Here is a 20777-nt window from a genome sequence, read left to right on the forward strand (position 1 = left end):
TCAGATCCTCGCGCGACAACCCCGACGCCAGGATGAAGTTGGGGGCCTGCCGCGGTTTGGGACGAGGATCGACGGCCACGGCAGCCATCTTCGCCTCGATCGGAGCTTTTGATGTCGCAGGTGCCTGAGGGGCTGCTTTGGCTGGGCGGGGCGCTTGGCGCTTAGGTTGGGCAGACGTGCTTTGGCGTGTTGTGGTTTTGCTGGTGCTCGCTTTTGCCGCTCCGGTGCTGCGCTGGCTATTGGCATTTCCTGCCTTGGAAGCCTTACTTGTGTTGCCGCCTGTGGCGCTGCTGCCGGCTGCACGGCCCCGTCTGCCAGTGCTTCCACTCGCGCCTCCAACACCGCCGCCGACGCTACCGTCTCCCCTGCTGGCACCGACGCCGCCAACGCCACCACTGGCGCCACCTCCAACACTGCCTCCCACGCCACCGACGCTGCCGCCTCCGACGCTAGCGCCGGCACCGCCGCTGGCCCCAACTCCAAGGCCACCGCTGGCGCTGCCCCCAACACCACCGCTAGCCCCGGCTCCGACGCCTCCGACACCTCCGCTGACGCCGCCACCTCCAACGCTGGCGCCACCTCCGACACCGCCTCCGACGCCACTGCCGCTGGCACCGACACCACCTCCGACGTTGCCGCCGACGCTGGCACCACCTCCCACACCGCTGCTGGCGCCACCTCCGACACCGCCAGCGCCACCGCTGACACCTTCGCCGCCGACGCTGCCGCCCGCACCTCCGACACCACCGCCGACGCTGGCGCCGGCTCCTACATCGCCTCCAAGGCCACCGCCATTGTTCCCGGACCCGCCACCGAGCTGTGCAAACGCTGATCGATTCATGAGGGCGAGGCTGAGCCCGTGGCCGATGTCAAGTTGAACCTGAAGGGGAAGGGCAGCGGCAACGCCTACTACCGCAACAAGACCATGTCGCCACCAGCGTGCCATGACCGCCTCCAGTAACGACGCTTAGCGCCGGGGCTCGTCGTGTGCCGCATGGTCAAGCAATGGAGCAGAGACCAATCGGCAAGTGCGCCCTATCAAGCGCTATGTTGCGCCTCGTTCACTCTATTCAAGATGAAGAAGAGCAATCTAATCACTTATGGCGTCAAAGGATAAGCTTAACAATGAAGCTGCTGTGCTTGTAAGGAGCTGGGCAAATGCCTTCATGCAACCAGGGCTAACGACCGCTAATGGGATGGTCCGGCCGTGCTCCTGCCCCGCTTGCCTGTAAGCTGTGGGGCTTCGAGCCACGCAAGGAGCACGTCCCATGTCACGGTCTTCTTTCTCTGCTGTGATCGCCACCCTGGGCATCGACCTGGGCAAGAACAGCTTCCACCTTGTCGGCCAGGATGAGCGCGGCGCCATCGTGCTGCGGATCAAGCTCTCCCGTAGCCAGCTCACGCAGCGCCTGGCCAACATCCCACCTTGCCTGATCGGCATGGAAGCCTGTGCGGGCGCTCATCACATCGGCCGTCTGCTCCAGGCGCTCGGCCATGACGTGCGTCTGATCCCAGCCCAGTACGTGAAGCCGTTTCTGAAGGGCCACAAGAATGACTATCGCGACGCCGAGGCCATCGCGGAAGCCGTCCAGAGACCGACCATGTCGTTCGTGGCGATCAAGATGCCAGAGCAGATGGATCTGCTGGCTTTGCACCGGGTGCGCTCGCGTCTGGTCAGCCAGCGCACGGGCGTGACCAACCAGATCCGCGGCTTTCTCTTGGAGCGCGGCATCACCGTGCGCCAAGGACTTGCACCGTTGCGCCAGGCCTTGCCAGGCATCCTGGGTTCGTCTGCTGACGCCCTGTCACCGCGCCTGGTTCGCCTCATTGCCGACCTGGCTGAAGACTGGCGTCAGCTCGACGAGCGCATTGCCGCGGTCTCCGCCGAGATCGAGGCGCTGGCGGCTCAGGATGGCCATTGTCAGCGCCTGATGAGCGTGCCAGGCGTGGGGCCGATCATCTCCAGTGCCGTCGTGGCAGCGATCGGCACAGGCGCCGGGTTCAAGCAGGGGCGGGACTTCGGCGCCTGGCTCGGGCTGGTGCCCAAGCAGGAGTCGACCGGCGACCGCACCATCCTGGGCAAGATCTCCAAACGCGGCAACAAGTACCTGCGGACGCTCTTCGTCCAGGCGGCGCACATCGTGCTGGTGCGCCGGCCGCATGGGGCGAGGCTCTCCCTGTGGCCCTGGATCGAGGCCGCGGGACGACGGCTACACCGCAACATGCTGGTGATTGCCCTGGCCAACAAGCTGGCGCGCATCGCCTGGGCGGTGCTGGCCCGTGGACACGCCTACCAGCCCAGGAGCGCCTCCCATGCCATGTAAGATGAGGGCGCTTCAGGCTCTTTCTGCAACCGATCAGCCCTGAGGAGACAACGATGAGATCGGTTATCTAATCAGCGGCTGTCCCGCCGAGGTCTGCGAGGTGAAAAGGAGATGGACGAACGGTCTGCCCGACGCAACCACAAGACTGGGTGCCAAAATGGCCCAACGAGGTCTTACCGCTAGTCAGCCTTGGATGCGCGCGGATACCCATGATGGCCCGGAGCTGAGGCTCCACATCGAGGCCGAATACATTGATGCAGCTCTCACGTTCGTCAGTCCGCCAACATCATCTTGCGACGCACGGCCGGACCATACATTTGGCACGTTCCGGAAGTACGCGGAACTTCTGCAAAGGCCCGACAAGCGGACAAAGGCCCGACAAGCGGACAAAGGCCCGACAAGCGGACCTTCATTAAGTTCGCTCTAGGTTACACTTCGACCCCTTGCCGACTCTTCGCAGCATTGAGGCACGAAAAGCTCGTAGAAATAAGCGTGTCTCGCAAAGGCGGCATGGATCCCATCAACGAAGGTCGCGGGCTTAGGCGCCCCCGCTCACCCCCAGAACCGGAGCGGTCCTGATTGAGATCCATCCTCATATCTGGGTGGAGGAGAGTATTGCCGGACGATTGGGATTGGCGAGGTAGTCAAAAACAATATGCTGCATCCCCCAAGTGAACAGAAGGATGCAAAACGCGACCGCTAACCCGTCCAGAATGTCGGTTGCTAAAGTCGGAGGTTGACCTTTCGGACTTCCGGTATTCCTAACCTTGGTCGGCCAGTTAGTGGGCATGACAGCACCCCAACCCTGCGCATCTTAGGCAGTCACGGTATCGTAGCATTCATGCGACTATAAGGCTGGAATTCTTGTGTGAACAGCACACCTTCGGGCAGGCACTGCAACTAACTATCCAGCCATCTTGCTGCTCCCGTGATGGCACCGTCAACTTAAGGCTTTTAGTTTCCCTTCCAAGTATTTGGGTCTGGAGCGGACCACGCATTTTCAACAGCTTAGACCCATCGCGGAATAGCTGAAAACACCGGAACGCGGCCTTTACTGGATTAATTTGACGGTGCCCTTGGAGGCGCAGACGGCATTGTCAAGGTAACGAGTGGCGGGATTGCAAAAGCATAGCTCCCCGTGGGAGCGTATTCTACCGCCGATCCTTCAGGCTGAACAAAGAGGAACCTTCGATGACTGATCACCTCTCCGCTGTCCTCGACCAAATTGATGCCGATCTGGACAAGAGTTTGGAGCGTCTCTTCGAGTTCATCCGCATTCCGAGCATCTCGACGGATCCGGCCTACAAGGAGGATTGCCGCCGCGCTGCGGAGTGGCTGGCGTTGCAGCTGCGTGAGTTGGGCTTTGACGCTGCGGCCCGCAGCACGCCGGGCCATCCGATGGTGGTCGGCCACCAGGCTCAGGCAGCCAAAGGGCCACATGTGCTGTTCTACGGCCACTATGACGTACAGCCTGTCGATCCCATCGAACTGTGGGACACACCGCCTTTTGAGCCCACTCTGGTGGCTGCACCGAACGGTGATACCTGGATTGTCGCCCGTGGTGCCTCAGACGACAAGGGCGCATTGATGACCTTTGTGGAAGCCTGCCGTGCTTGGAAGGCCGTTGCCGGCGAGTTGCCTATTCGTGTGTCTACCCTTTTTGAGGGGGAGGAGGAATCCGGTAGCCCTAGCCTCAAGCTATTCCTTGAGGCGAACCGCGACGAACTCTCGGCCGATGTCGCCCTCGTCTGCGACACTGATATGTGGGACGATGAAACGCCTGCCATCACCACCATGCTGCGGGGCTTGGTCGGGGAGGAGGTGGAGGTCACCTGCGCCGACCGAGATCTTCATTCCGGCATGTTCGGGTCCGCAGCACGTAATCCGATCCATCTTTTGACCGAGATCCTTGCCACACTGCGCGATGCAGACGGACGCATCACCTTGCAAGGCTTCTATGATGGGGTATTGGAACTGCCCAGCGCTGTGAAGGAGCAATGGGAGCGCCTGCCTTTTGATGAAACAGGCTTCCTCAAGCAGGTGGGCCTGAGCATCCCGGCAGGCGAGAAGGGCCGCAGTGTGCTGGAGCAGATCTGGGCGCGTCCCACCTGTGAGATCAACGGCATCGTTGGCGGCTATATTGGTGAGGGCTTCAAGACCGTCATCCCGTCAAAAGCCTTGGCAAAGGTCTCTTTTCGCCTGGTGGGCGGGCAGGATCCCGCGAAGATCCGTGAGGCTTTCCGGGCTCATGTGCGCTCACGTATTCCAGTCGATTGCACCGTCACTTTCAGGGAGCATGGTGGCAGTCCGGCGCTCAGCCTGCCGCTGGATGGCCCTTGGCTCAAGCCGACCCTGGACGCTCTGACGGCGGAATGGGGCCGTGAAGCCGCGTTAGCTGGCACGGGCGGTTCCATCCCAATCGTGGGCGACTTCAAGCGCCTGCTCAACATGGATGCGCTCATGGTTGGCTTCGCCCGGTTCGACAATCGTGTTCACTCACCCAATGAGAAATACGATCTGTCGAGTTTTCATCATGGAATTCGCTCCTGGGCACGCATCTTGGCGGCCTTTGCACGGTAAGACCATGAGCGCTGCCCGTCAGATGCACCGGTGGCGCCGCATCGACCTTGTCCGAGTTGTCGGGAGTGGCGTTGCCGCCTTTGGATATAGGGGAGCCTTGAATCCTTGGTGTGATAAGGGGGCAGCATCGCGCTCGTTTAGCAGATTGAAATGCCTCTGTTACGAGAATGTCCGTTACTGGCACATTTGCGAAGTAGACCGAACTTCCGCTTTGGACAGGCGCACCGGACGTTCCTGTCAATAGACGAATTTCACTACCTGACCCTAAGCGGCCCTTCGCTGAGTCTGAGCACCTACCTGCACAGAGTTATCCATGCACGGTGGATGTGCGAAAGCGCCGCCGATAGTCATTGGGCGTCAAGCCAACAATCTTGGTGAATACCTTCCGGAATGCACCAGGATCGGAATAACCTACCTCCCACGCGACCTGGTCAAAGGAGAGCGTGCCGAACTGCAATAGCTCCCGCGCCTTCCCGACGCGCAGCCGCTGGCAGTACTCCGTGGTCGTCAGCCCCGTTGCTTTCTGGAACCGCCGCAGGAACGTTCGCTCCTCAAGTCCGGCTTGCCTGGCGAGGGTCGGGAGGTCGATCTCCTTTGCATCCGTTGCCTGAAGCCAATGCTGAACCTTGAGCACGGCAGCGTCGCCGTGCGTCAGCCTCGGCGAGAAGGCGCTGTAGTAGCTCTGCTCGCGGCCAGGCGGATCGACCAGGAACGCTCGCGCCGTCTGAATCATGACCGTCGGCCCGAGGAAGCGGTCGATCAGCTTCAGGGCAAGGTCGGTTCAGGCCATCACTCCACCCGCCGTGATGATGTCGCCATCGTCAATGATCAGGCGGTCCGTATCCACCCGCGCGTCCGGGAAGCGCGTCTGGAACTGCTCCTCATAGCTCCAGTGCGTCGTCACCGTCCGGCCGGCAAGTAGCCCTGTCTCGCCGAGCAGGAACGCGCCCTTGCAGATCGAGCCAAGCGACGTGCCTGCATCATGGCAGTCGCGCAGCCACCTGGCGAAGAGGGCGGCCTCCTCCAGCGGGACAGGATCGCCCAGGCCCGGCGGAAGCACCAGGACGGCGGGGAATCCCTCAGCCTCGGGAGCCGTGTCGAACACGCGGCCCGGGGTCTCCTCTCCTTGTTCCCACCGCCAGTGGCTCGCCCTCAGCAGGGGAACCTTGCGGTCCTGACCCTTCTTCCGCGCCAGCCCGTCAGCAACCGTGAAGAGATCTGTCATCCCGAGCACGGCTGCCATCTGAACGCCCGGGTACATCACCAAGCCAATCTCAATCGGCCTCTCCCCGTCCATGTCGGTATTACCCCGAAGTATGTCGTTCTCGCCACTCCTATCGCACGGGAAGGAGCAGTATCCAAGAGGCTCCTCACCGCCACGCAAAAGGATAAAGCCTTATGAGCAAGCGCGCGATCATCGTCGTCGACCTCCAGAACGAGTACCTCCCGTCCGGCAAGCTGCCCCTCGTCGGCATCGAGCAAGCGACCGAGAACGCGGCCAAGATCATCGAGTCGGCCCGCTCCAAGGGCGACAGGGTCATCTTCATTCGCCACGAAATGGCCGAGGCTCCCTTCTTCGTCCCGGGATCGCCGGGTGTCGAGATCATTCCGGCCGTCCTGCCCAGGAAGGGAGAGGACGTTCTCGTCAAGCACTACCCCAACTCGTTCCGGGAGACCGAGCTGAAGCGCATGCTCGACGCCGAGGGTGTCGAGGAGGTCGTGATCGTCGGCGCCATGAGCCACATGTGCATCGACGCAACCAGCCGCGCCGCCGCGGACTTCGGCTACTCCACCATCGTCGTTCATGACGCCTGCGCCACGCACGACCTGGAGTTCGACGGGGCAATGGTTCCGGCTGCCCACGTCCATGCCGCGTACATGTCGGCGCTCGCCTTCGCCTACGGCAAGGTCGTGACGACGGGGGAGCTTCTCGGAGGCTGACACCTTCCTCACATCGACAGATCGCGCAAAACAGAACTCCCGACATGAAGGAAAAGCGAATGAGCGCTGAGTCCAAGAAGAACGTCATGATCACGCGCCGGCAGGCGCTCGCCTTGACCGGAGGGGCGCTCGTAGCCTCCTCCACTATGACACGAGGAGCATCGGCCAGCCCGGTGCCTGGCACGAGCGCCCAGGCCAAGCTGACCCAGGTGCGCAACGCAACGCTGCGCATCGACTATGGCGGCGTTCGATTCCTCGTGGACCCGTTGCTGGCGGAGAAGGATGCGTATCCCGGCTTCGAGGGCACGGCCAACAGCCACCTGCGCAACCCGCTCGTTCCGCTGCCGATGCCCCTGGAGGACATCGTCAATGTCGATGCCGTGATCGTGACGCACCTGCACTCGGACCACTGGGACGATGCGGCCAAGGCCAGGCTGCCGAAGGTACTGCCGCTCTTCGCCCAGGACGAGCAGGACGCGGCGCAGATCCGAAGCGCGGGCTTCACCGACGTGCGGGTTTTGACGGAAACCTCCGAGTTGAACGGCATCAAGCTCTCGAAGACCGGAGGCCAGCATGGCACCGACGCAGCCATCCAGGCGGCCGGCAAGGTTCTGGGCCAAGTCTGCGGTGTTGTCTTCAGCCATCCCTCTCACAAAGCATTGTACGTGGCGGGCGACACCATCTGGAACCGTCATGTCGAGGAGGCCATTGCCACGCATCGGCCCGACGTGATCGTCCTGAACGCGGGCGACGCGCGTGTTGACGGACTCGACCCGATCATCATGGGGACCAAGGACGTGCTGGCCGTGCACCGTGCGGCGTCCAAGGCCCGGTTGATCGCCAGCCACATGGAGTCTGTTAACCACTGCGTGCTCGGCCGTGCTGAGCTGCGCGCCTTCTCCGAGAAGGAGGGCTTTGCCAGCAGCCTTCTGATCCCCGGGGATGGTGAGAGCATTGAGCTCTGATCCATCGGGCCACGCTGATGGAACTACCTGCCAATCGCCTCTTCCTTGGCGATTGGCACTTCAGACCTTCACCATCCAGCACACTCGGATGCCTGGCACACGCCGCTCATGGCCGTGACCAACGCGATCTCGGGCATCGTGGTGCTCGGCGCCCTGCTGCAGGTCGGCTCGGGCCACTGGCTGGTGGTGACCCTCGCCTCGCTCTCTTTCCTGATTGCCACCATCAACATCGTCGGCAGCTTCCTGGTCACACGCCGGATGCTGGCCATGTTCCAGAAGTCGTGAGGATCGTCCGATGAGCTTTGGTCTTGTCTCCGCCGCCTATGTGGCGGCCGCCATCCTGTTCATCCTCTCCCTCGGCGGCCTGTCGGGTCAGGAGAGCGCCAAGCGGGCCGTCTGGTACGGCATTGCCGGCATGGCGCTCGTCGTAGGCGCCACCGTGTTCGGACCAGGCGTGGGCAACTATGCCGTCATTGCCGCCATGCTGGTGATCGGCTCTTTGACCCGCAGCATGGCTAGGCACGTGGGCCTAAGCCAGACGACGGTATCGCGCGTTTGGCGTGCCTTCGGCCTGCAACCGCATCGGCGGAAGCCTTCAAGCAGTCTGATCCGCGGCGTAAGCTGCGCCCGCCCGTGTATTGGATCGTGCACACATCGATGCGCTACAACTTCTGGCGGGTGCATATCCTGCTTAAGCGCCCGAACGACGCCACAAATTACGACATTTCAACCTGTATTAGGAGCGCAGAGTTCGACCAGTGACACGGTCGACAAGCTCTTGGCTGTCGACCAATTCGGACCCGCGCCACCCGACGTGACCGTCGGGCCTCACGAGGACATGTCGCGCCCCGTAGCGGCTCATATCCTCCTTCATAAGGGCCAGCACTTCAAGAGGAACGCCCCGCTCTTGGAATGCTGTCACGAGTGCACCGATTTCGTCCGGAGTCGAAGTGATGAGCGTGAAATCCGGTCCAAGTCGGTCGAAGACCGAGCGACCGTCGTCCAACCAGAAATGAGGCAGTCGTCTGCCTGGGCGTGCCACCGCAGAGTAGAACAATGCGGAGCGCTCTGGAGCCGGTGAGCCATCAGGTACGACCACTGTGGAGCCGTCGTAATCGTCACCTAGATAGAGTCCGACTCCATCGAAGTGCTTATTATGAAGCGGTAGGAGACGTTGAAACTCGGCTCGAGCCTTCATTCCGGCTTCGCCCTCATCTTGGATGTGGACCGCGGCATGCATCGTCTCATGCATGATCGCACGATTGTTGGCAGATTCCTCGCTGTTCCGCACGGCAACAGGGCGGCGCTCAGACGTGTAGGATCGCAGGAGCTCATTACCTCCCCACCCTCTCAGCGTGGCGTCAAGTTTCCACGCGAGGTTCATAGCGTCGCCTACGCCGGTGTTCAAACCAAGTCCGCCACTTGGTGGCATCAGGTGGGCCGAGTCGCCCGCGAGGAAGACGCGGCCAGACTGAAAAGTCTCGGCCACGAGCTGGCGGGGTATCCAATTCCAGTAGTCGATGACTTCGGCGTCAATGTCTGTTCCGATCGCGCTTCGCAGCGCCGCGACGGCGTCGAAATTCTCAAACGTCTCTCCTGCGACCAGATACCTCTGGAATACCCAGAGCTCACGCCCAGCGATTGCAAGGAAGGATCCTGTCGCGCCGGGAGCGAAACTCCAGAGCAAAAACCCGGGCTTCTTCCCGAGAGCCGGAATCAGCCGAGGTGCCTTAAAGAAAATGTTGACCGACTCACCAACCTTATTTGTCCCAGACATCTTGATGCCAAGTGCGCGACGCACGTCGCTTCGGCCTCCATCACATCCGGCAAGATACTTTGCTCGAACCTTGCGCACCGTTCCGTCTGACGACTGAACCGTGGCCGTGACTCCGTCTTCATCCTGGGCGAAGCCAGTCAACACCGTCGAATAGGCGCTCGTGCAACATGGCAGGCCCGAGAAATACTCGTAAATGACGGGTTCCAACGCCTGCTGCCCGATAATCGTCTTCGTGTAAGGCGACCAATCTAGCGGCGGATAGTTTTCCAGAGTGCTTGGCGCCCGAGCGCGAACCTCACCTTGACTAGGGTAACTGAGACGTCCCAACTCCTCTCCGATCAGCCGGTCGGTGAAGACGACATCGATCGGATAATCAGAAGCCATGCCTGCCGCGAGAACGCGGTCGGCAATCCCCCACCTGCGGAAAAACTCCACTGTTCTCGGGCCGATCACCGCCGCTCTCGGCCTATCGTGCAGGCCAGGCTTGGAGTCGACCACGAGGCACTCGATGCCGCGTCGGCCAAGCTCAGAGCCGAGGGCGAGCCCGACCGGCCCTCCACCGGCGATCAAGACGTCGCAGTGAGTGACGTTGGAGTCTGTGTTCATCTGGTTGATCCTTCAGCATGCTGACGCGCTCCGAGCTAAGGCTCAGAGAGACGTCGAGGGGATGTCGATCTTTGAAGTTACAGTCAGGGTCGCAGAGCGACGTCTAAGTCCGTCGAACTCAATCGAATACATGCTCGCTCCACAGTTCCTTTGGTCGAAGTCAGCGGCTCCGCGGTGGTCGCGGGCGTACGGCCCAACTCCAGCTTGATAGGCTCACCGACCCGTGGCGCAGCTTACTAAAGCGCTTTTGATCTGGACTTGAACCCATTCGAGTGGGCTGCGCGTTGACAGGAATATGGCCCGGGAGGCGAACCATGCCCCAGCCCTATTCCGCGGATCTGCGTGAGCGCGTTCTGGTTGCCTGCGAGCGCGGCGATCTTCCTCAGGTTGAGATTGCCCGCCGTTTCCAGGTCTGTCCTGCCATAGTCTCAAACTGGCGCCGCCAGGAGCGCGACGAGGGCCGGCGCGCCCCGAGGCCGCACAGCGGCGGCGTGCCCTCGCGTCTGGATGCGGCGGTTCTCGAGGTGCTGCGTCAGCTCGTGGCTGAGGACAATGACGCACTGCTGCGCGAGTACCGCGAGCGCCTGGCTGCGCGCACCGGTGTGACGGTGTGTCTGGCGGTGATCTGTGAGGCGCTCAAGCGTCTCAAGCTGCGTCCGAAAAAAGACCCTTCGGGCGGCCGAGCAGGAGCGGCCCGAGATTGCCGCCGAGCGTGAGGCTTACCGCCAGCAGATGAGCGACCTGCCCATGGAACGGTTGGTGTTCCTGGATGAGAGCGGCGTCACCACCAAGATGGCCCGCACCCATGCGCGAGCCCCACGCGGACAGCGGGCCTATGGCTCCATCCCGCTCGGCTCCTGGCAGCGGCTGACGGTCTTGGGGGCGCTGGCGTGTGAGGGTCTGGTGGGCACGATGAGCATCAAAGCGTCCACCTCCACATCAGTGCTGCTGGCTTATCTCGAGCAGGTGCTGATACCGGCTCTCCAACGTACGAGGCCGGATGCCATTCTGGTGATGGACAACCTGCGCCCGCATCATGCCACGGAAGTGCGGGAGTTGCTGGAGCAGACCGGGATCGGACTGCTGTACCTGCCCCGGTATTCGCCCGAGTTCAACCCGATCGAGCAGGCCTGGGCCAAGGTGAAAGAGCGGCTCAAGGCGAAAGCGCCACGCACTCTCGAAGCCTTGGAGGCGGAACTCAAACCTGCCCTCGACACCATCACCGCAAAGGATGCTCGAGGCTGGATCAGGCATGCTGGCTATGCCCTACATTGAGACCAAAAGCGCTTTAGTACTACAGCCGGGATTTACGTCGGCGGCGGGTGCGCTTGCGCCAGTGACATTCGCGAGCACGCTGTTGGTGTCGTCGGCGCCAGACGGACCAATGCTCCACGGCCTCAAGCGATGGCGGCCGCTCCCACACCAGATGCCAGAGCAAGCGGCGCACTTCCGGCACCGTGAACGGCAGCAGCCGTGCGGCCTGCACGACGGGGGCCTCTCCCCCCGATGGCGTGCCGACGCACGATGGTGAGATAGGCATGCGCCAGCATGGATAGCGTGATGTGCCGGTGCCAGCCCGTCCACGCGCGCACCTCGTACTCGTCCAGCCCAGTCTCGCCCTTGGCCTCCTCAAAGCAGCTCTCGATCCGCCAGCGCATCCCCGCAATCCGCACCAGGTCAGTCAGCGCCGTCTCCTCCGGCGACCGGGTGCGATAGAACGTGAACTGATGCGGCTGCCCCTTCGGACCCGTCTTACGGCGGATCAGCAGCCCGGTCTTCCAGCCCGGCACCGGCGGCGTGCGATACGGCAGATAAGCCCAATCGTACAGCCGTGGCCCCTTGGCCCCATCACCCGCGCTGAGCCGTTTCCAGCCCCGGGCCGGCACATCCTCAAGCCAATCCTCGACGGGCTTGAACCCGAGCCGCTGAGCGAAGGTCACCGCCAGCACGTAGCCGCGCCCGTGCGCCTCGATCAGGCGCCGGGTCTGGTGATCGGCACCATAGAGGCTGTCGCTCACCCCCCACCGGCACGGCACCCCGGCCTCGAACGCGCGCTTGAGCATCGCCTGTCCGAGCTGTGGCTTGGTGGTGAAGCCAATCTCCTCCGGCACGCCTGCCTCAGTCCGCCGTGCGGCGTCAAACGCCCAGGTCTCGGGCAGGTACAGGGCCCGGTCGATCAGCGTATGGCCATGCCGGCTGGCATAGGCGAGAAACACCCCGATCTGGCAGTTCTCGATGCGGCCGGCAGTGCCGGAGTACTGGCGTTTGACGCCGGCCGACTTACTGCCCTTCTTGAGAAAGCCGGTCTCATCCAGCACCAGCACGGCGTCAGGATCGCCGAGATGCTCGACCACATAGGCGCGCAGGTCCTCGCGCACGGCTTCGGCATCCCAGTGCATGCGGGCGAGGAAATCCTGCACACCGTCGGGTGTCATGTTGCCGGCGGCTTCCGCCAAGTGCCAGCCGTTTTTGCGCTCGAGCGGCGCGAGAAGGCCCTGCAAATAGGCCCGGGCGCGGCGGCGTGGTTCGATGCGGCTGAACCGGGGAGCAATCCGGGCGACGAGATCATCCAGTTGATTGGCCCAGCGGTGGGCCTCGCTTGCGTGCGTCATGGCGCGACACCTCCGTGTCTAAGACAACGCACAAACCCGGCTGTAGTATTTGCATACAAGAAGTGATGTGATGAGCTCATCACCAGTTCGTGTACGATCCGTCTTTCCTCCGAAGGTGCGGCATTTCCGAAAAGCGAAACGGCTCGGCGTCCTTTAGAGCCCTCTCGTCGACTTCTACCCCGAGCCCAGGCTCATCAGGCACGACGTATGTCGAGCCCACCAGCTTCATCCGCTTGACGAAGATCGGTGACTCCTGCCGCGCCATGTCCTCGCCGGGCGTTTCCCAGCATTCAACATGCGATAGGTTGGCGACTGCCGCCGAGAAATGCACCGTGGCAGCCGTGCAGATCGGCCCCAAAGGGTTGTGTGGCATCAGGTCGATGTAATGCGCCTCGCACCAGCCGGCGACCTTCATCGCTTCCGTGAAACCGCCTATATTGCAAATGTCAAGGCGCGCAAACTGCGTATGACCGCCTTCTATGTAAGGCAGGAACTGCCATTTGGATGAGAACTCCTCGCCGATCGCGAACGGGACGTCCGTCATCCGCCGGAGAACCGCGTAGGCTTCCGGCGTCTCGTCACGGATCGGCTCTTCCAGGAAATCCAGCGTACCTCCGGGCATCTTTTGACAGAAGGAAGCCGCTTCGGCGACGCTGAGACGGTGATGATAGTCCACACCCAGCATGACGGCTGATCCGAGCGCCTCTCGAGCCTGAGTCATCCAGCGGGCGATTTCAGCAATATGCGCGCGCGGTTCGTAGGGCGAGACCGCATCGGATTTCCACCCAAGACGAAGGCAGTCCCATCCCGCATCCATTGCCCTGCGGGCAGAGGCAATCAGGGTGTTCGGGTCGTCGGCGCGGACGCACCCAAAAGTCGGAATGCTGGTCCTCTGCTTGCCCCCCAGAAGCTGGTGCACGGGAACGCCCAAGGCCTTTCCCTTGATGTCGTGCAGAGCGATGTCGATGGCCGAGATCGCGGCCGTGAGAACCCGGCCTCCCTCGAAGTACTGGCTACGGTAGAGTTCCTGCCAGAGAGCTCCGGTCAGCATGGGATCCCGACCGACCAGGAACTCGCGGTAGTGATCGATCGCACCCTTCACGGCCAGCTCGCGGCTGGAGAGACCCGACTCACCCCAACCATGGATACCCTCATCAGTTTCAACCTTGACGATGAGCTGGTTTCGGTCGCCGACCCAGATGGGATAGGGGCGAATGGCTGTAATCTTCATGTTCTAGCAATCTCTACAAAAGCGCAGGGGATGGAACTGGCTTACAGTAATCGTGCAAGCCCGTTCTTTAATGTTGAAGATGCTTGTTCTCGCCCGCCAGGAGGCACGAGGGAAAGACCAAGACGGATTGAAGCGAGTGGCTCCCTCCAGCTGCTAGGGAAGACTCGGATGGCCCCGCTAGTTGCACATGTTCGGTGCAAAGCCACGGAAACTAGGTATGAGCATCGCGTGATGGCCGAGAAGAACAAGTACTATCGCTACTAAGGGCGGTGAAGAGCCTTGTTTACTGAGGCAGCCCGCATTTGTTCAATCAGGTGCTGACAGGCCCCTCGGACATGCTGTTCCATGACGCGTGCCGCTTCATCAGCGTCATGGCGCTTGATTGCTTCAATAATGTCCCAGTGCTCTCGAGTGATGGCCTGCCATCGTGCGCGGCTGATCGCATATCGGCGGGTGAGGATGTGCAGCACCTTACGCTGCTGAAATTCCAGCTCGACAGCCTCCTGATTATAGTGCCGCCCGTAGATGATGTTGTGAAACTGCTCGTTGGCTTGCCAGTACCACTGATAGTCGCTGCGGTTTTCGTCGATGTCTCGTTGGAGTATCTCGAGTGCTTCGATCTCGCGATCCGTCGCATAGTTGACGAACCACCGGACGAGATACGGCTCGATAAGGGCCCTGATTTCGTAAATGTTGCGTACGAAATCCTCGCTGATAGGGCGTACACGTGCACCCCTGTTCGGCGAGATGATCACAATTCCTTCCCCTTGCAGGTGATGAAGGGCCTCGCGGACAGGGTTTGTACTCGTGCCATAGCGCTTTGCGAGTTCCGCCGTTTTGAGGCGAGCACCTGGTTCGAGACGCCCTTCAACAATGTCCTCTCGGATCAAGTCATGAAGGCACTGACCTCGATCCTGGCCAGTCGATTCCCCGTCCTGAACCCGTTTGACAATTCGCACCGCTCTTCCGCCCATGCCCGAACTCTTGCGCTTCTGTATGACCCGACCTGCCAGCTACGTACATCCGGCACCAAAATCAATCATGTCACAATGACCAATACTCAGGCAAGTTCGCACAATAGGATTGACACCTTGTGTATAATTTAGCAAGGTTAGAGTGCTAAAACTAAAGAATCTCATGAAATTGGTTGAGGAAACAGTGAGCGCTGGCGTTCCCGAAGGGCCTCCACGATCCCGCTTCAGCACGCCGCTAAGGGAGCCCTTATGTGGTGCTCTAGCCTCCGCTGGTCGGCATCAATCCGCTTCAAGCAGCCACTTCGATCATAGCGGCCATTCCACTAGCAAAGGTGGCGTTCATTGTTGTCATACCTAGCGGCAACATCAATGTTGAGGGCTGTGCTCCTTCCCCTGGCTGTGGAGATCACAGCAGGGATGCCGTTGATCGCCTTCCAAGCACTGTCCAGATAGTCACCAGCAGGACCTTACTACTTCTGATTCCCAGCTCGGAAAGGACACCCGGATGAAAATCACAGGCGTCGAAACGAAGATCGTGCACGCAATTCACCGCAACTGGATTTTCGTAAAGGTGCTGACCGACCAGCCTGGCCTCTATGGCTGGGGTGAGGCCACTCTCGAGTGGAAAACCCGCGCAGTGATCGGTGCCGTCGAGGATCTCGCGACCTTCGTCATCGGAGAGGATCCACGCCGTATCGAGCATCTAGTACGGAAGATGCAGATGCATAGCTTCTGGCCACTGGGTGTGATTGGGCTATCGGCGATCAGCGGAATCGAGATGGCACTCCATGATATTACGGCTAAGGATTTGGGCGTGCCCGTCTGGCGCCTTCTTGGCGGTCAGAGTCGCGACTGGGTCCGTGTCTACACGCATTTTCAGCGTGGCAAGATCGGAGCACAAGTTGACCCGAGGGACATCGAGAGCTATGTGGCCGGTGTCGAGGCGACAGTCGCGATGGGTTATAGGGCGGTGAAGCTCGGCGTCGTTCCCTACACCCATTATGACGCGCCGATTCCTGAGGTAAAACATGTCGCCAAGCTTGTGGAGCGGATCCGCCTCGCCGTTGGTGATGAAATCGACATCATGTTCGACTTCCATGGTCGGTGCGGATCGATCAGCGCCGCCGTAGCCTACATCGATGCGATATCGCCGATGAGGCCTCTCTTTGTGGAAGAGCCAATCCAGCCTGGCGACAGCGAGGCAATGGCTTTGGTTGCCTCCAAAGTCCAGGTCCCTCTGGCAACAGGTGAGCGCCTGTTTACGCCAAGGGAGTTCTTCGAGCTTGCCGCGCACAAAGCGGTCAGCATCGTGCAGCCTGATCTCTGCCATGTCGGCGGTTTCACGATGGGAAAGAAAATCGCTGCCATTGCGGAAGTTGGCCACATGGGCGTTGCGCCTCACAACCCCTTAGGACCGATCAGCGGGGCTGCGGCACTACATTTTGCCGTGGCCACTCCGAACTTCGTCATACAGGAGGAGGCGCGCGGGCTCGTCGAATGGTACGATGAGGTGGTGCAACACCCGATTGTGCTCGAAAATGGCCGCTGGGCGGTGCCGACCTCTCCCGGTTTAGGAGTTGAACTCGACGAACGTGCCGCGGCCAAGCACCCGTTCGAGCCAGAGGTCATCCCCGCGCGAGAAGCTCGTTCGGCAGATGGCGCGATCCTGAACTGGTGAGGCAGTCTGGAGGTAACATCGATTCTTCTAAGCTGAAGTGGTCTCGGCTCAAGTGATCGCATCGTCACTGCTGATTGCACTGCTTCGAAGCCGGCCACCAACCAACTGTAAACTGGTGAGTCCGCGAGGATCATCAGTGCCTAGGGTCACGAGCCCATCCAACACTTTCATGCCTCGGCGAACGGTCGCCCCTCCAGCAGCACGCATCGTAAGGTCAGACCAATGAAGATCACGGCTATTCACTGCTTTCCTATTTTGGTTGGGTGGCGCAATCAACTGCTCATCAAGGTAGAAACCGACGAGGGAGTCTACGGATGGGGAGAATCGGGTCTCTCCGGCCGCGAGCGCGCTGTCATAGGGGCGATCGACCATTATCGCGAGTTCCTCATCGGCCGTGATCCGATGCAGGCCGGTGCGCTCTGGCAGGAGCTCTATCGCAGCCAGTACTTCGAAGGGGGGCGAGTTCTTTCCGCTGCAATCAGCGCCATCGACATTGCTTTGTACGACATCAAGGGAAAGGCGCTCGGCGTTCCGGTCTATCAGTTGCTCGGCGGTAGGCAACGGGATCGGATCCCGGCCTTTGCCACGGCTCCTGCGGAGCCTGGCCCCGAGATGATCGAGCAGGCAAAGCAGCTACAGGACGCAGGCTGGAGCTGCATTCGGTTCGTGCCGACGGGCCAGAATGCAACGGATTGTTTTGAGCCGCGCGAGTCCATCGCCAAGACGGCGCCGTGGATGGTACGCGCGCGCGAGGTGCTTGGCCCAGAGGTCGCGCTCGGCATCGACTATCATCATCGCCTCAGTGTCGCAGAAGCGGCAGCCTTCTGCCAGAGAATGCCATCAGGTACACTAGACTTCATTGAGGAGCCGATCCGTGACGAGACCCCTTCAGCATATGAATCGCTTCGGCAGCTAACTGACGTTCCCTTCGCCATCGGTGAGGAGTTCTCGTCCAAGTGGCAATTCCTGCCCTATATCGAAAGAAATCTGCATCAGTTTAACCGCCTTGATATCTGTAATGTTGGTGGATTTACAGAAGCCATGAAAGTGGCAGGTTGGAGCGAGGCTCACTATGTCGACCTCATGCCTCACAATCCACTTGGACCCATCTGCACGGCTGCTAGCGTCCACTTGGCTGCGTCAATTCCCAACTTCGCTTGGCTGGAATGTCGGTCCTCACCCGTGGAGCAGCTCGGGTTCGACAACACAGAGATCTTTCCCGTTCAGGTGTCACTGCAAGGGAGCGCTTACGTTGTCCCTGACGTGCCAGGGCTCGGTGTCGACGTTGATGAGAACTATGTCCGCTCTTTGAATTTCCGCTTTTCCGAGCCTCCGCATCTCAGGCGACGGGATGGCAGCTATACAAATTGGTAGATCCGGACCCTAAGGATTCCTTGTTGAGCTCAGCTCATAAAAGTATCGTTGCACAAAAAACGACAGGTTTCCCAAAGGTACTGCGGTAGAGGAATGTAACTCATCTTCCATCAACACCACTGCTTTCCGCATCGTGAGGCACATCCGGCTTTATCGCCGGCTGTAGCCTCGACGTCCCTGTGAGACGATCAGGCGAGCGGTGCTCAAGTTCGCACCGGCGTTCGCCCGCAGCCTGCGCCGGTGGGGCCCCGATCCAATGATGTGCGACCCTGAAGTTGGTTTGAAGCTCGTGCGTAACCTGCCGAAATGATCTGGCAGAATCAGGTCCATACACAGCTGCCAAAAGATCGACTTCATAGCTGATTAGATGGTGTGACAACGCGAGGTGCACATACAAAGCTTCGAAGATGCTTGTTTTGCCTAGCTCTCTTCCGAAAGGCATTGTCTCGCACCCTTCTCATGGAGAAGCGCTCTCATCTGCCAAGTTCCACTCCTGAGAACAGGCAGTTGAACCATGCTCGCCATCTTGAGGAGCCTACTTTCGACGTCTTTCCCAGTGGCTTACTGAGCGTAATACTTCTCAATTAGCACAATCGAATTGACAGATAATGTGTAATTTGCGAGCTTTTGAGGACGAGAACTGAAGTAAGCTCGTTCCGAAAGAAAACCGGCCAAGGAAGCTGGGCAACAGGAGGAAACAGAATGGGTTACCAGCAAAAGCTGCTTGGCGTCGTCGCGTCGACGGGGCTCATGAGTGTCATGCTTTTAGGTTCGTTCGTCCCCGCTTGGGCGGCGGATTACAAGCAGGCGCCGATGCTTGATGAGCAGGTCAAGGCAGGCAAGCTGCCCGCCGTTGCCAACCGTCTTCCGGAAAAGCCCTATGTGGAAACCATGGTCGACGGTGTCGGCAAATATGGCGGCACGCTGCGCACGACGATCCTCGCCAACGGTGACCAGTACAATCTGACCCGCACCATCGCCAACGAGCTGCTCGTGCGCTGGGATCCGCAGTGGAAGAAGGTCATGCCGTCACTGGCTGAGGAGTTCAAGGCGTCCGACGATGCGACGACCTACACGTTCAAGCTCCGCAAGGGCCTGAAGTGGAGCGACGGTCATCCGTTCACGGCCGACGATATCGTGTTCTGGTACGAAGACGTGTTCATGAACAATGCGTTGTCGCCGGCCAAGAACCCGACCTTCACGGTGGCGGGCAAGCCGGTGAAGGTGACCAAGATCGATGACCAGACGGTGGAGTTCAAATTCGAGACGCCCTATGGGCTCTTCCTGCAGCAACTCGCCTATGGCCAGGGCCACCTGCCGGTCATCTATCCCAAGCACTATCTCAAGCAGTTTCACGAGAAGTACAACAAGGAGGGCATCCCGGCGCTCCTGAAGGCCAACCCGGCCGCCGGTGACTGGGTAGCGCTGTTCAATTCCAAGGTCTCGCTGTCCTTCCAGCCACCTTTCTGGCAGAACCTCGAGCTGCCGACCCTCAATCCCTGGGTGCTGACAGTCCCCTATGCCGACAGCGAGCGGGTTGCGGCAACACGCAATCCTTATTACTGGAAGGTGGACACGGCCGGAAACCAGCTCCCCTACATTGACAATGTTACTTGGGCCAAGCTCGACGACCCGCAGGTGATGGCGCTCAAGATGACGTCGGGCGAGTTCGATTTCGCGTTCCGCCACATCAACAATTCCACCTTCAAGTCCGTGCTGTTCGATGGCCAGAAGACCGGCAATTACCGTATTGTCGACGTCAAGGACCTGCCGGCGAGCGATGCCGCTATCCTACTAAATCTGACGTCAACTGATCCGGTTAAGCGCAAGATCTTCCAGAACAAGGATTTCCGGATCGCGCTCAGCCATGCGATCAACCGGCAGGAGATCATCGATCTCGTTTATGTGGGGCAGGGGGCTCCGGCACAGGTGGCCGCCCAGCCCGAGCACGAACTCTTCAACGAGCGCCAGGCGAAGCAATACACCGAATTCGATCCGAAACGCTCGTCCGAGATCCTCGACAAGATCATGCCGAAGAAGGATGCCGAGGGCTTCCGTCTCGACGAGACCGGCAAGCGCTTCACCATCAACTTCATGGTGGCCGACGTCTTCGGTCTATCCTATCCCGATATCATGCAAATGGTGCAGCAATATGCCAAGGACGTCGGCATCGATATCCAGATCCGTACTACGGACCGTGCCCGTCTCAACACCATGTGGGCGGCGAACGAGCAGGATGCTTATATCTGGAACTGCGTCGGTGGACTGTCAGACGCCTATACGGATGTCCGCTGTTACATGCCCTTCCAGAAGGCCGACATCTTCTTCGCTGTCCGCTGGGCTGAATGGTATGCCAATCACAACACAGGCGAAGAGCCGCCGGCGCACATCAAAGAATTGATGGCTGCCTACGACAAGGTCAATGCCGCCGTCACCGATGACGACCGACGCGAGCGGACGAAGGATTTCCTCAACCTGTCGGCCGATAACTTCCTCAACATCGGAATCTCGCGCCCCATGCCGAAGTACATGATGGTGTCGAATAATCTGAAAAACGTCGTCAACGGGCTTCCGATCGCCGGCAACCTCTGGCACCCGGCTCCGACGCTGACCCAGTGGTATTTCGACAAACCAACCAAGTAGGGCTTCTCGGAAGGCTCCTCCCTGTGCCGGCGGCGGCACGCGCTGCCGCCGCCTAATCCTTCGATTTTATCG

Annotated in this window: 13 protein-coding genes and 4 pseudogenes; 12 read left to right on the forward strand and 5 right to left on the reverse strand. The window is 60.4% G+C overall.

Annotation, left to right across the window (positions count from 1 at the left end; all coding sequences use genetic code 11):
- Positions 1-181 precede the first annotated feature (181 nt).
- From IC232_RS26495 to IC232_RS26505, 3 genes are all read left to right on the forward strand, one after another.
- On the forward strand, positions 182-832 hold the full coding sequence (locus IC232_RS26495) for a hypothetical protein (RefSeq protein ID WP_190847956.1): 651 nt from the start codon (positions 182-184) through the stop codon (positions 830-832).
- A 436-nt stretch (positions 833-1268) separates the two neighbouring features.
- Positions 1269-2324 (forward strand): IS110 family transposase, encoded by a 1056-nt coding sequence (locus tag IC232_RS26500; protein ID WP_190847957.1) that lies wholly within the window; start codon positions 1269-1271, stop codon positions 2322-2324.
- A gap of 1191 nt (positions 2325-3515) precedes the next feature.
- On the forward strand, positions 3516-4904 hold the full coding sequence (locus IC232_RS26505; RefSeq protein ID WP_190847958.1) for a dipeptidase: 1389 nt from the start codon (positions 3516-3518) through the stop codon (positions 4902-4904).
- 307 nt (positions 4905-5211) lie between these two features.
- Here IC232_RS26505 and IC232_RS26510 read toward each other — a convergent pair.
- Positions 5212-6201: pseudogene (locus IC232_RS26510) on the reverse strand (GlxA family transcriptional regulator).
- Between the two features lie 101 nt (positions 6202-6302).
- On the opposite strand from IC232_RS26510, the gene IC232_RS26515 reads away from it, so the two are divergent.
- From IC232_RS26515 to IC232_RS26530, 4 genes and pseudogenes are all read left to right on the forward strand, one after another.
- Positions 6303-6845 (forward strand): cysteine hydrolase family protein, encoded by a 543-nt coding sequence (locus IC232_RS26515; RefSeq protein WP_190847959.1) that lies wholly within the window; start codon positions 6303-6305, stop codon positions 6843-6845.
- 59 nt (positions 6846-6904) lie between these two features.
- Positions 6905-7810 carry an MBL fold metallo-hydrolase gene (locus tag IC232_RS26520; protein WP_246812428.1) on the forward strand — a complete coding sequence of 302 codons (906 nt, stop codon included), beginning with the start codon at positions 6905-6907 and terminating at the stop codon, positions 7808-7810.
- A gap of 93 nt (positions 7811-7903) precedes the next feature.
- Positions 7904-8095, forward strand: a pseudogene (locus tag IC232_RS26525) (proton-translocating transhydrogenase family protein); the annotation flags it as partial.
- 10 nt (positions 8096-8105) lie between these two features.
- Positions 8106-8324, forward strand: a pseudogene (locus IC232_RS26530) (NAD(P)(+) transhydrogenase (Re/Si-specific) subunit beta); the annotation flags it as partial.
- A gap of 222 nt (positions 8325-8546) precedes the next feature.
- Here IC232_RS26530 and IC232_RS26535 read toward each other — a convergent pair.
- Positions 8547-10193 (reverse strand): FAD-dependent monooxygenase, encoded by a 1647-nt coding sequence (locus IC232_RS26535; protein WP_190847960.1) that lies wholly within the window; start codon positions 10191-10193, stop codon positions 8547-8549.
- Between the two features lie 314 nt (positions 10194-10507).
- Here IC232_RS26535 and IC232_RS26540 point away from each other — a divergent pair, with 314 nt between their 5' ends.
- Complete coding sequence (locus tag IC232_RS26540; protein ID WP_190847961.1) at positions 10508-10909, forward strand: helix-turn-helix domain-containing protein; 402 nt, start codon at positions 10508-10510, stop codon at positions 10907-10909.
- A complete protein-coding gene (locus IC232_RS26545; protein ID WP_190847962.1) occupies positions 10821-11468 on the forward strand; it encodes an IS630 family transposase in 648 nt (215 codons plus the stop codon). Before IC232_RS26540 ends, IC232_RS26545 begins: the two co-directional genes overlap by 89 nt.
- Before the next feature lie 32 nt (positions 11469-11500).
- Here the strand turns inward: IC232_RS26545 and IC232_RS26550 are convergent.
- The 3 genes and pseudogenes from IC232_RS26550 to IC232_RS26560 form a co-directional block, all read right to left on the reverse strand.
- Positions 11501-12805, reverse strand: a pseudogene (locus IC232_RS26550) (IS701 family transposase).
- 79 nt (positions 12806-12884) lie between these two features.
- Positions 12885-14036: a mandelate racemase/muconate lactonizing enzyme family protein gene (locus IC232_RS26555; RefSeq protein WP_190847963.1), complete on the reverse strand. Its 1152-nt coding sequence runs from the start codon at positions 14034-14036 to the stop codon at positions 12885-12887.
- Positions 14037-14296: 260 nt separating this feature from the next.
- The gene (locus IC232_RS26560; protein ID WP_190847964.1) at positions 14297-15010 is read right to left on the reverse strand and encodes a GntR family transcriptional regulator; all 714 of its coding nucleotides are present in this window, start codon (positions 15008-15010) and stop codon (positions 14297-14299) included.
- A gap of 505 nt (positions 15011-15515) precedes the next feature.
- Between IC232_RS26560 and IC232_RS26565 the strand changes: the two genes are divergently transcribed.
- The 3 genes from IC232_RS26565 (at position 15516) to IC232_RS26575 (ending at position 20705) form a co-directional block, all read left to right on the forward strand.
- The gene (locus IC232_RS26565; protein WP_190847965.1) at positions 15516-16688 is read left to right on the forward strand and encodes an enolase C-terminal domain-like protein; all 1173 of its coding nucleotides are present in this window, start codon (positions 15516-15518) and stop codon (positions 16686-16688) included.
- Positions 16689-16910: 222 nt separating this feature from the next.
- A complete protein-coding gene (locus tag IC232_RS26570) occupies positions 16911-18062 on the forward strand; it encodes a mandelate racemase/muconate lactonizing enzyme family protein (RefSeq protein ID WP_190847966.1) in 1152 nt (383 codons plus the stop codon).
- Between the two features lie 702 nt (positions 18063-18764).
- Entirely contained in the window at positions 18765-20705 is a 1941-nt protein-coding gene (locus IC232_RS26575; RefSeq protein WP_190847967.1) for an ABC transporter substrate-binding protein, read from the forward strand.
- Positions 20706-20777: the final 72 nt, after the last annotated feature.

It is taken from the genome of Microvirga sp. (assembly GCF_014699075.1).
Classification (GTDB): Bacteria; Pseudomonadota; Alphaproteobacteria; order Rhizobiales; family Beijerinckiaceae; genus Microvirga.

What these genes read in the sequence shown, in the direction of transcription:
- IC232_RS26500 (WP_190847957.1), top strand. Translation starts at nt 1,269, where the DNA reads ATGTCACGGTCTTCTTTCTCTGCTGTGATCGCCACCCTGGGCATCGAC.
- IC232_RS26505 (WP_190847958.1), top strand. Translation starts at nt 3,516, where the DNA reads ATGACTGATCACCTCTCCGCTGTCCTCGACCAAATTGATGCCGATCTG.
- IC232_RS26515 (WP_190847959.1), top strand. Translation starts at nt 6,303, where the DNA reads ATGAGCAAGCGCGCGATCATCGTCGTCGACCTCCAGAACGAGTACCTC.
- IC232_RS26520 (WP_246812428.1), top strand. Translation starts at nt 6,905, where the DNA reads ATGAGCGCTGAGTCCAAGAAGAACGTCATGATCACGCGCCGGCAGGCG.
- IC232_RS26535 (WP_190847960.1), bottom strand. Translation starts at nt 10,193, where the DNA reads ATGAACACAGACTCCAACGTCACTCACTGCGACGTCTTGATCGCCGGT.
- IC232_RS26540 (WP_190847961.1), top strand. Translation starts at nt 10,508, where the DNA reads ATGCCCCAGCCCTATTCCGCGGATCTGCGTGAGCGCGTTCTGGTTGCC.
- IC232_RS26555 (WP_190847963.1), bottom strand. Translation starts at nt 14,036, where the DNA reads ATGAAGATTACAGCCATTCGCCCCTATCCCATCTGGGTCGGCGACCGA.
- IC232_RS26560 (WP_190847964.1), bottom strand. Translation starts at nt 15,010, where the DNA reads ATGGGCGGAAGAGCGGTGCGAATTGTCAAACGGGTTCAGGACGGGGAA.
- IC232_RS26565 (WP_190847965.1), top strand. Translation starts at nt 15,516, where the DNA reads ATGAAAATCACAGGCGTCGAAACGAAGATCGTGCACGCAATTCACCGC.
- IC232_RS26570 (WP_190847966.1), top strand. Translation starts at nt 16,911, where the DNA reads ATGAAGATCACGGCTATTCACTGCTTTCCTATTTTGGTTGGGTGGCGC.
- IC232_RS26575 (WP_190847967.1), top strand. Translation starts at nt 18,765, where the DNA reads ATGGGTTACCAGCAAAAGCTGCTTGGCGTCGTCGCGTCGACGGGGCTC.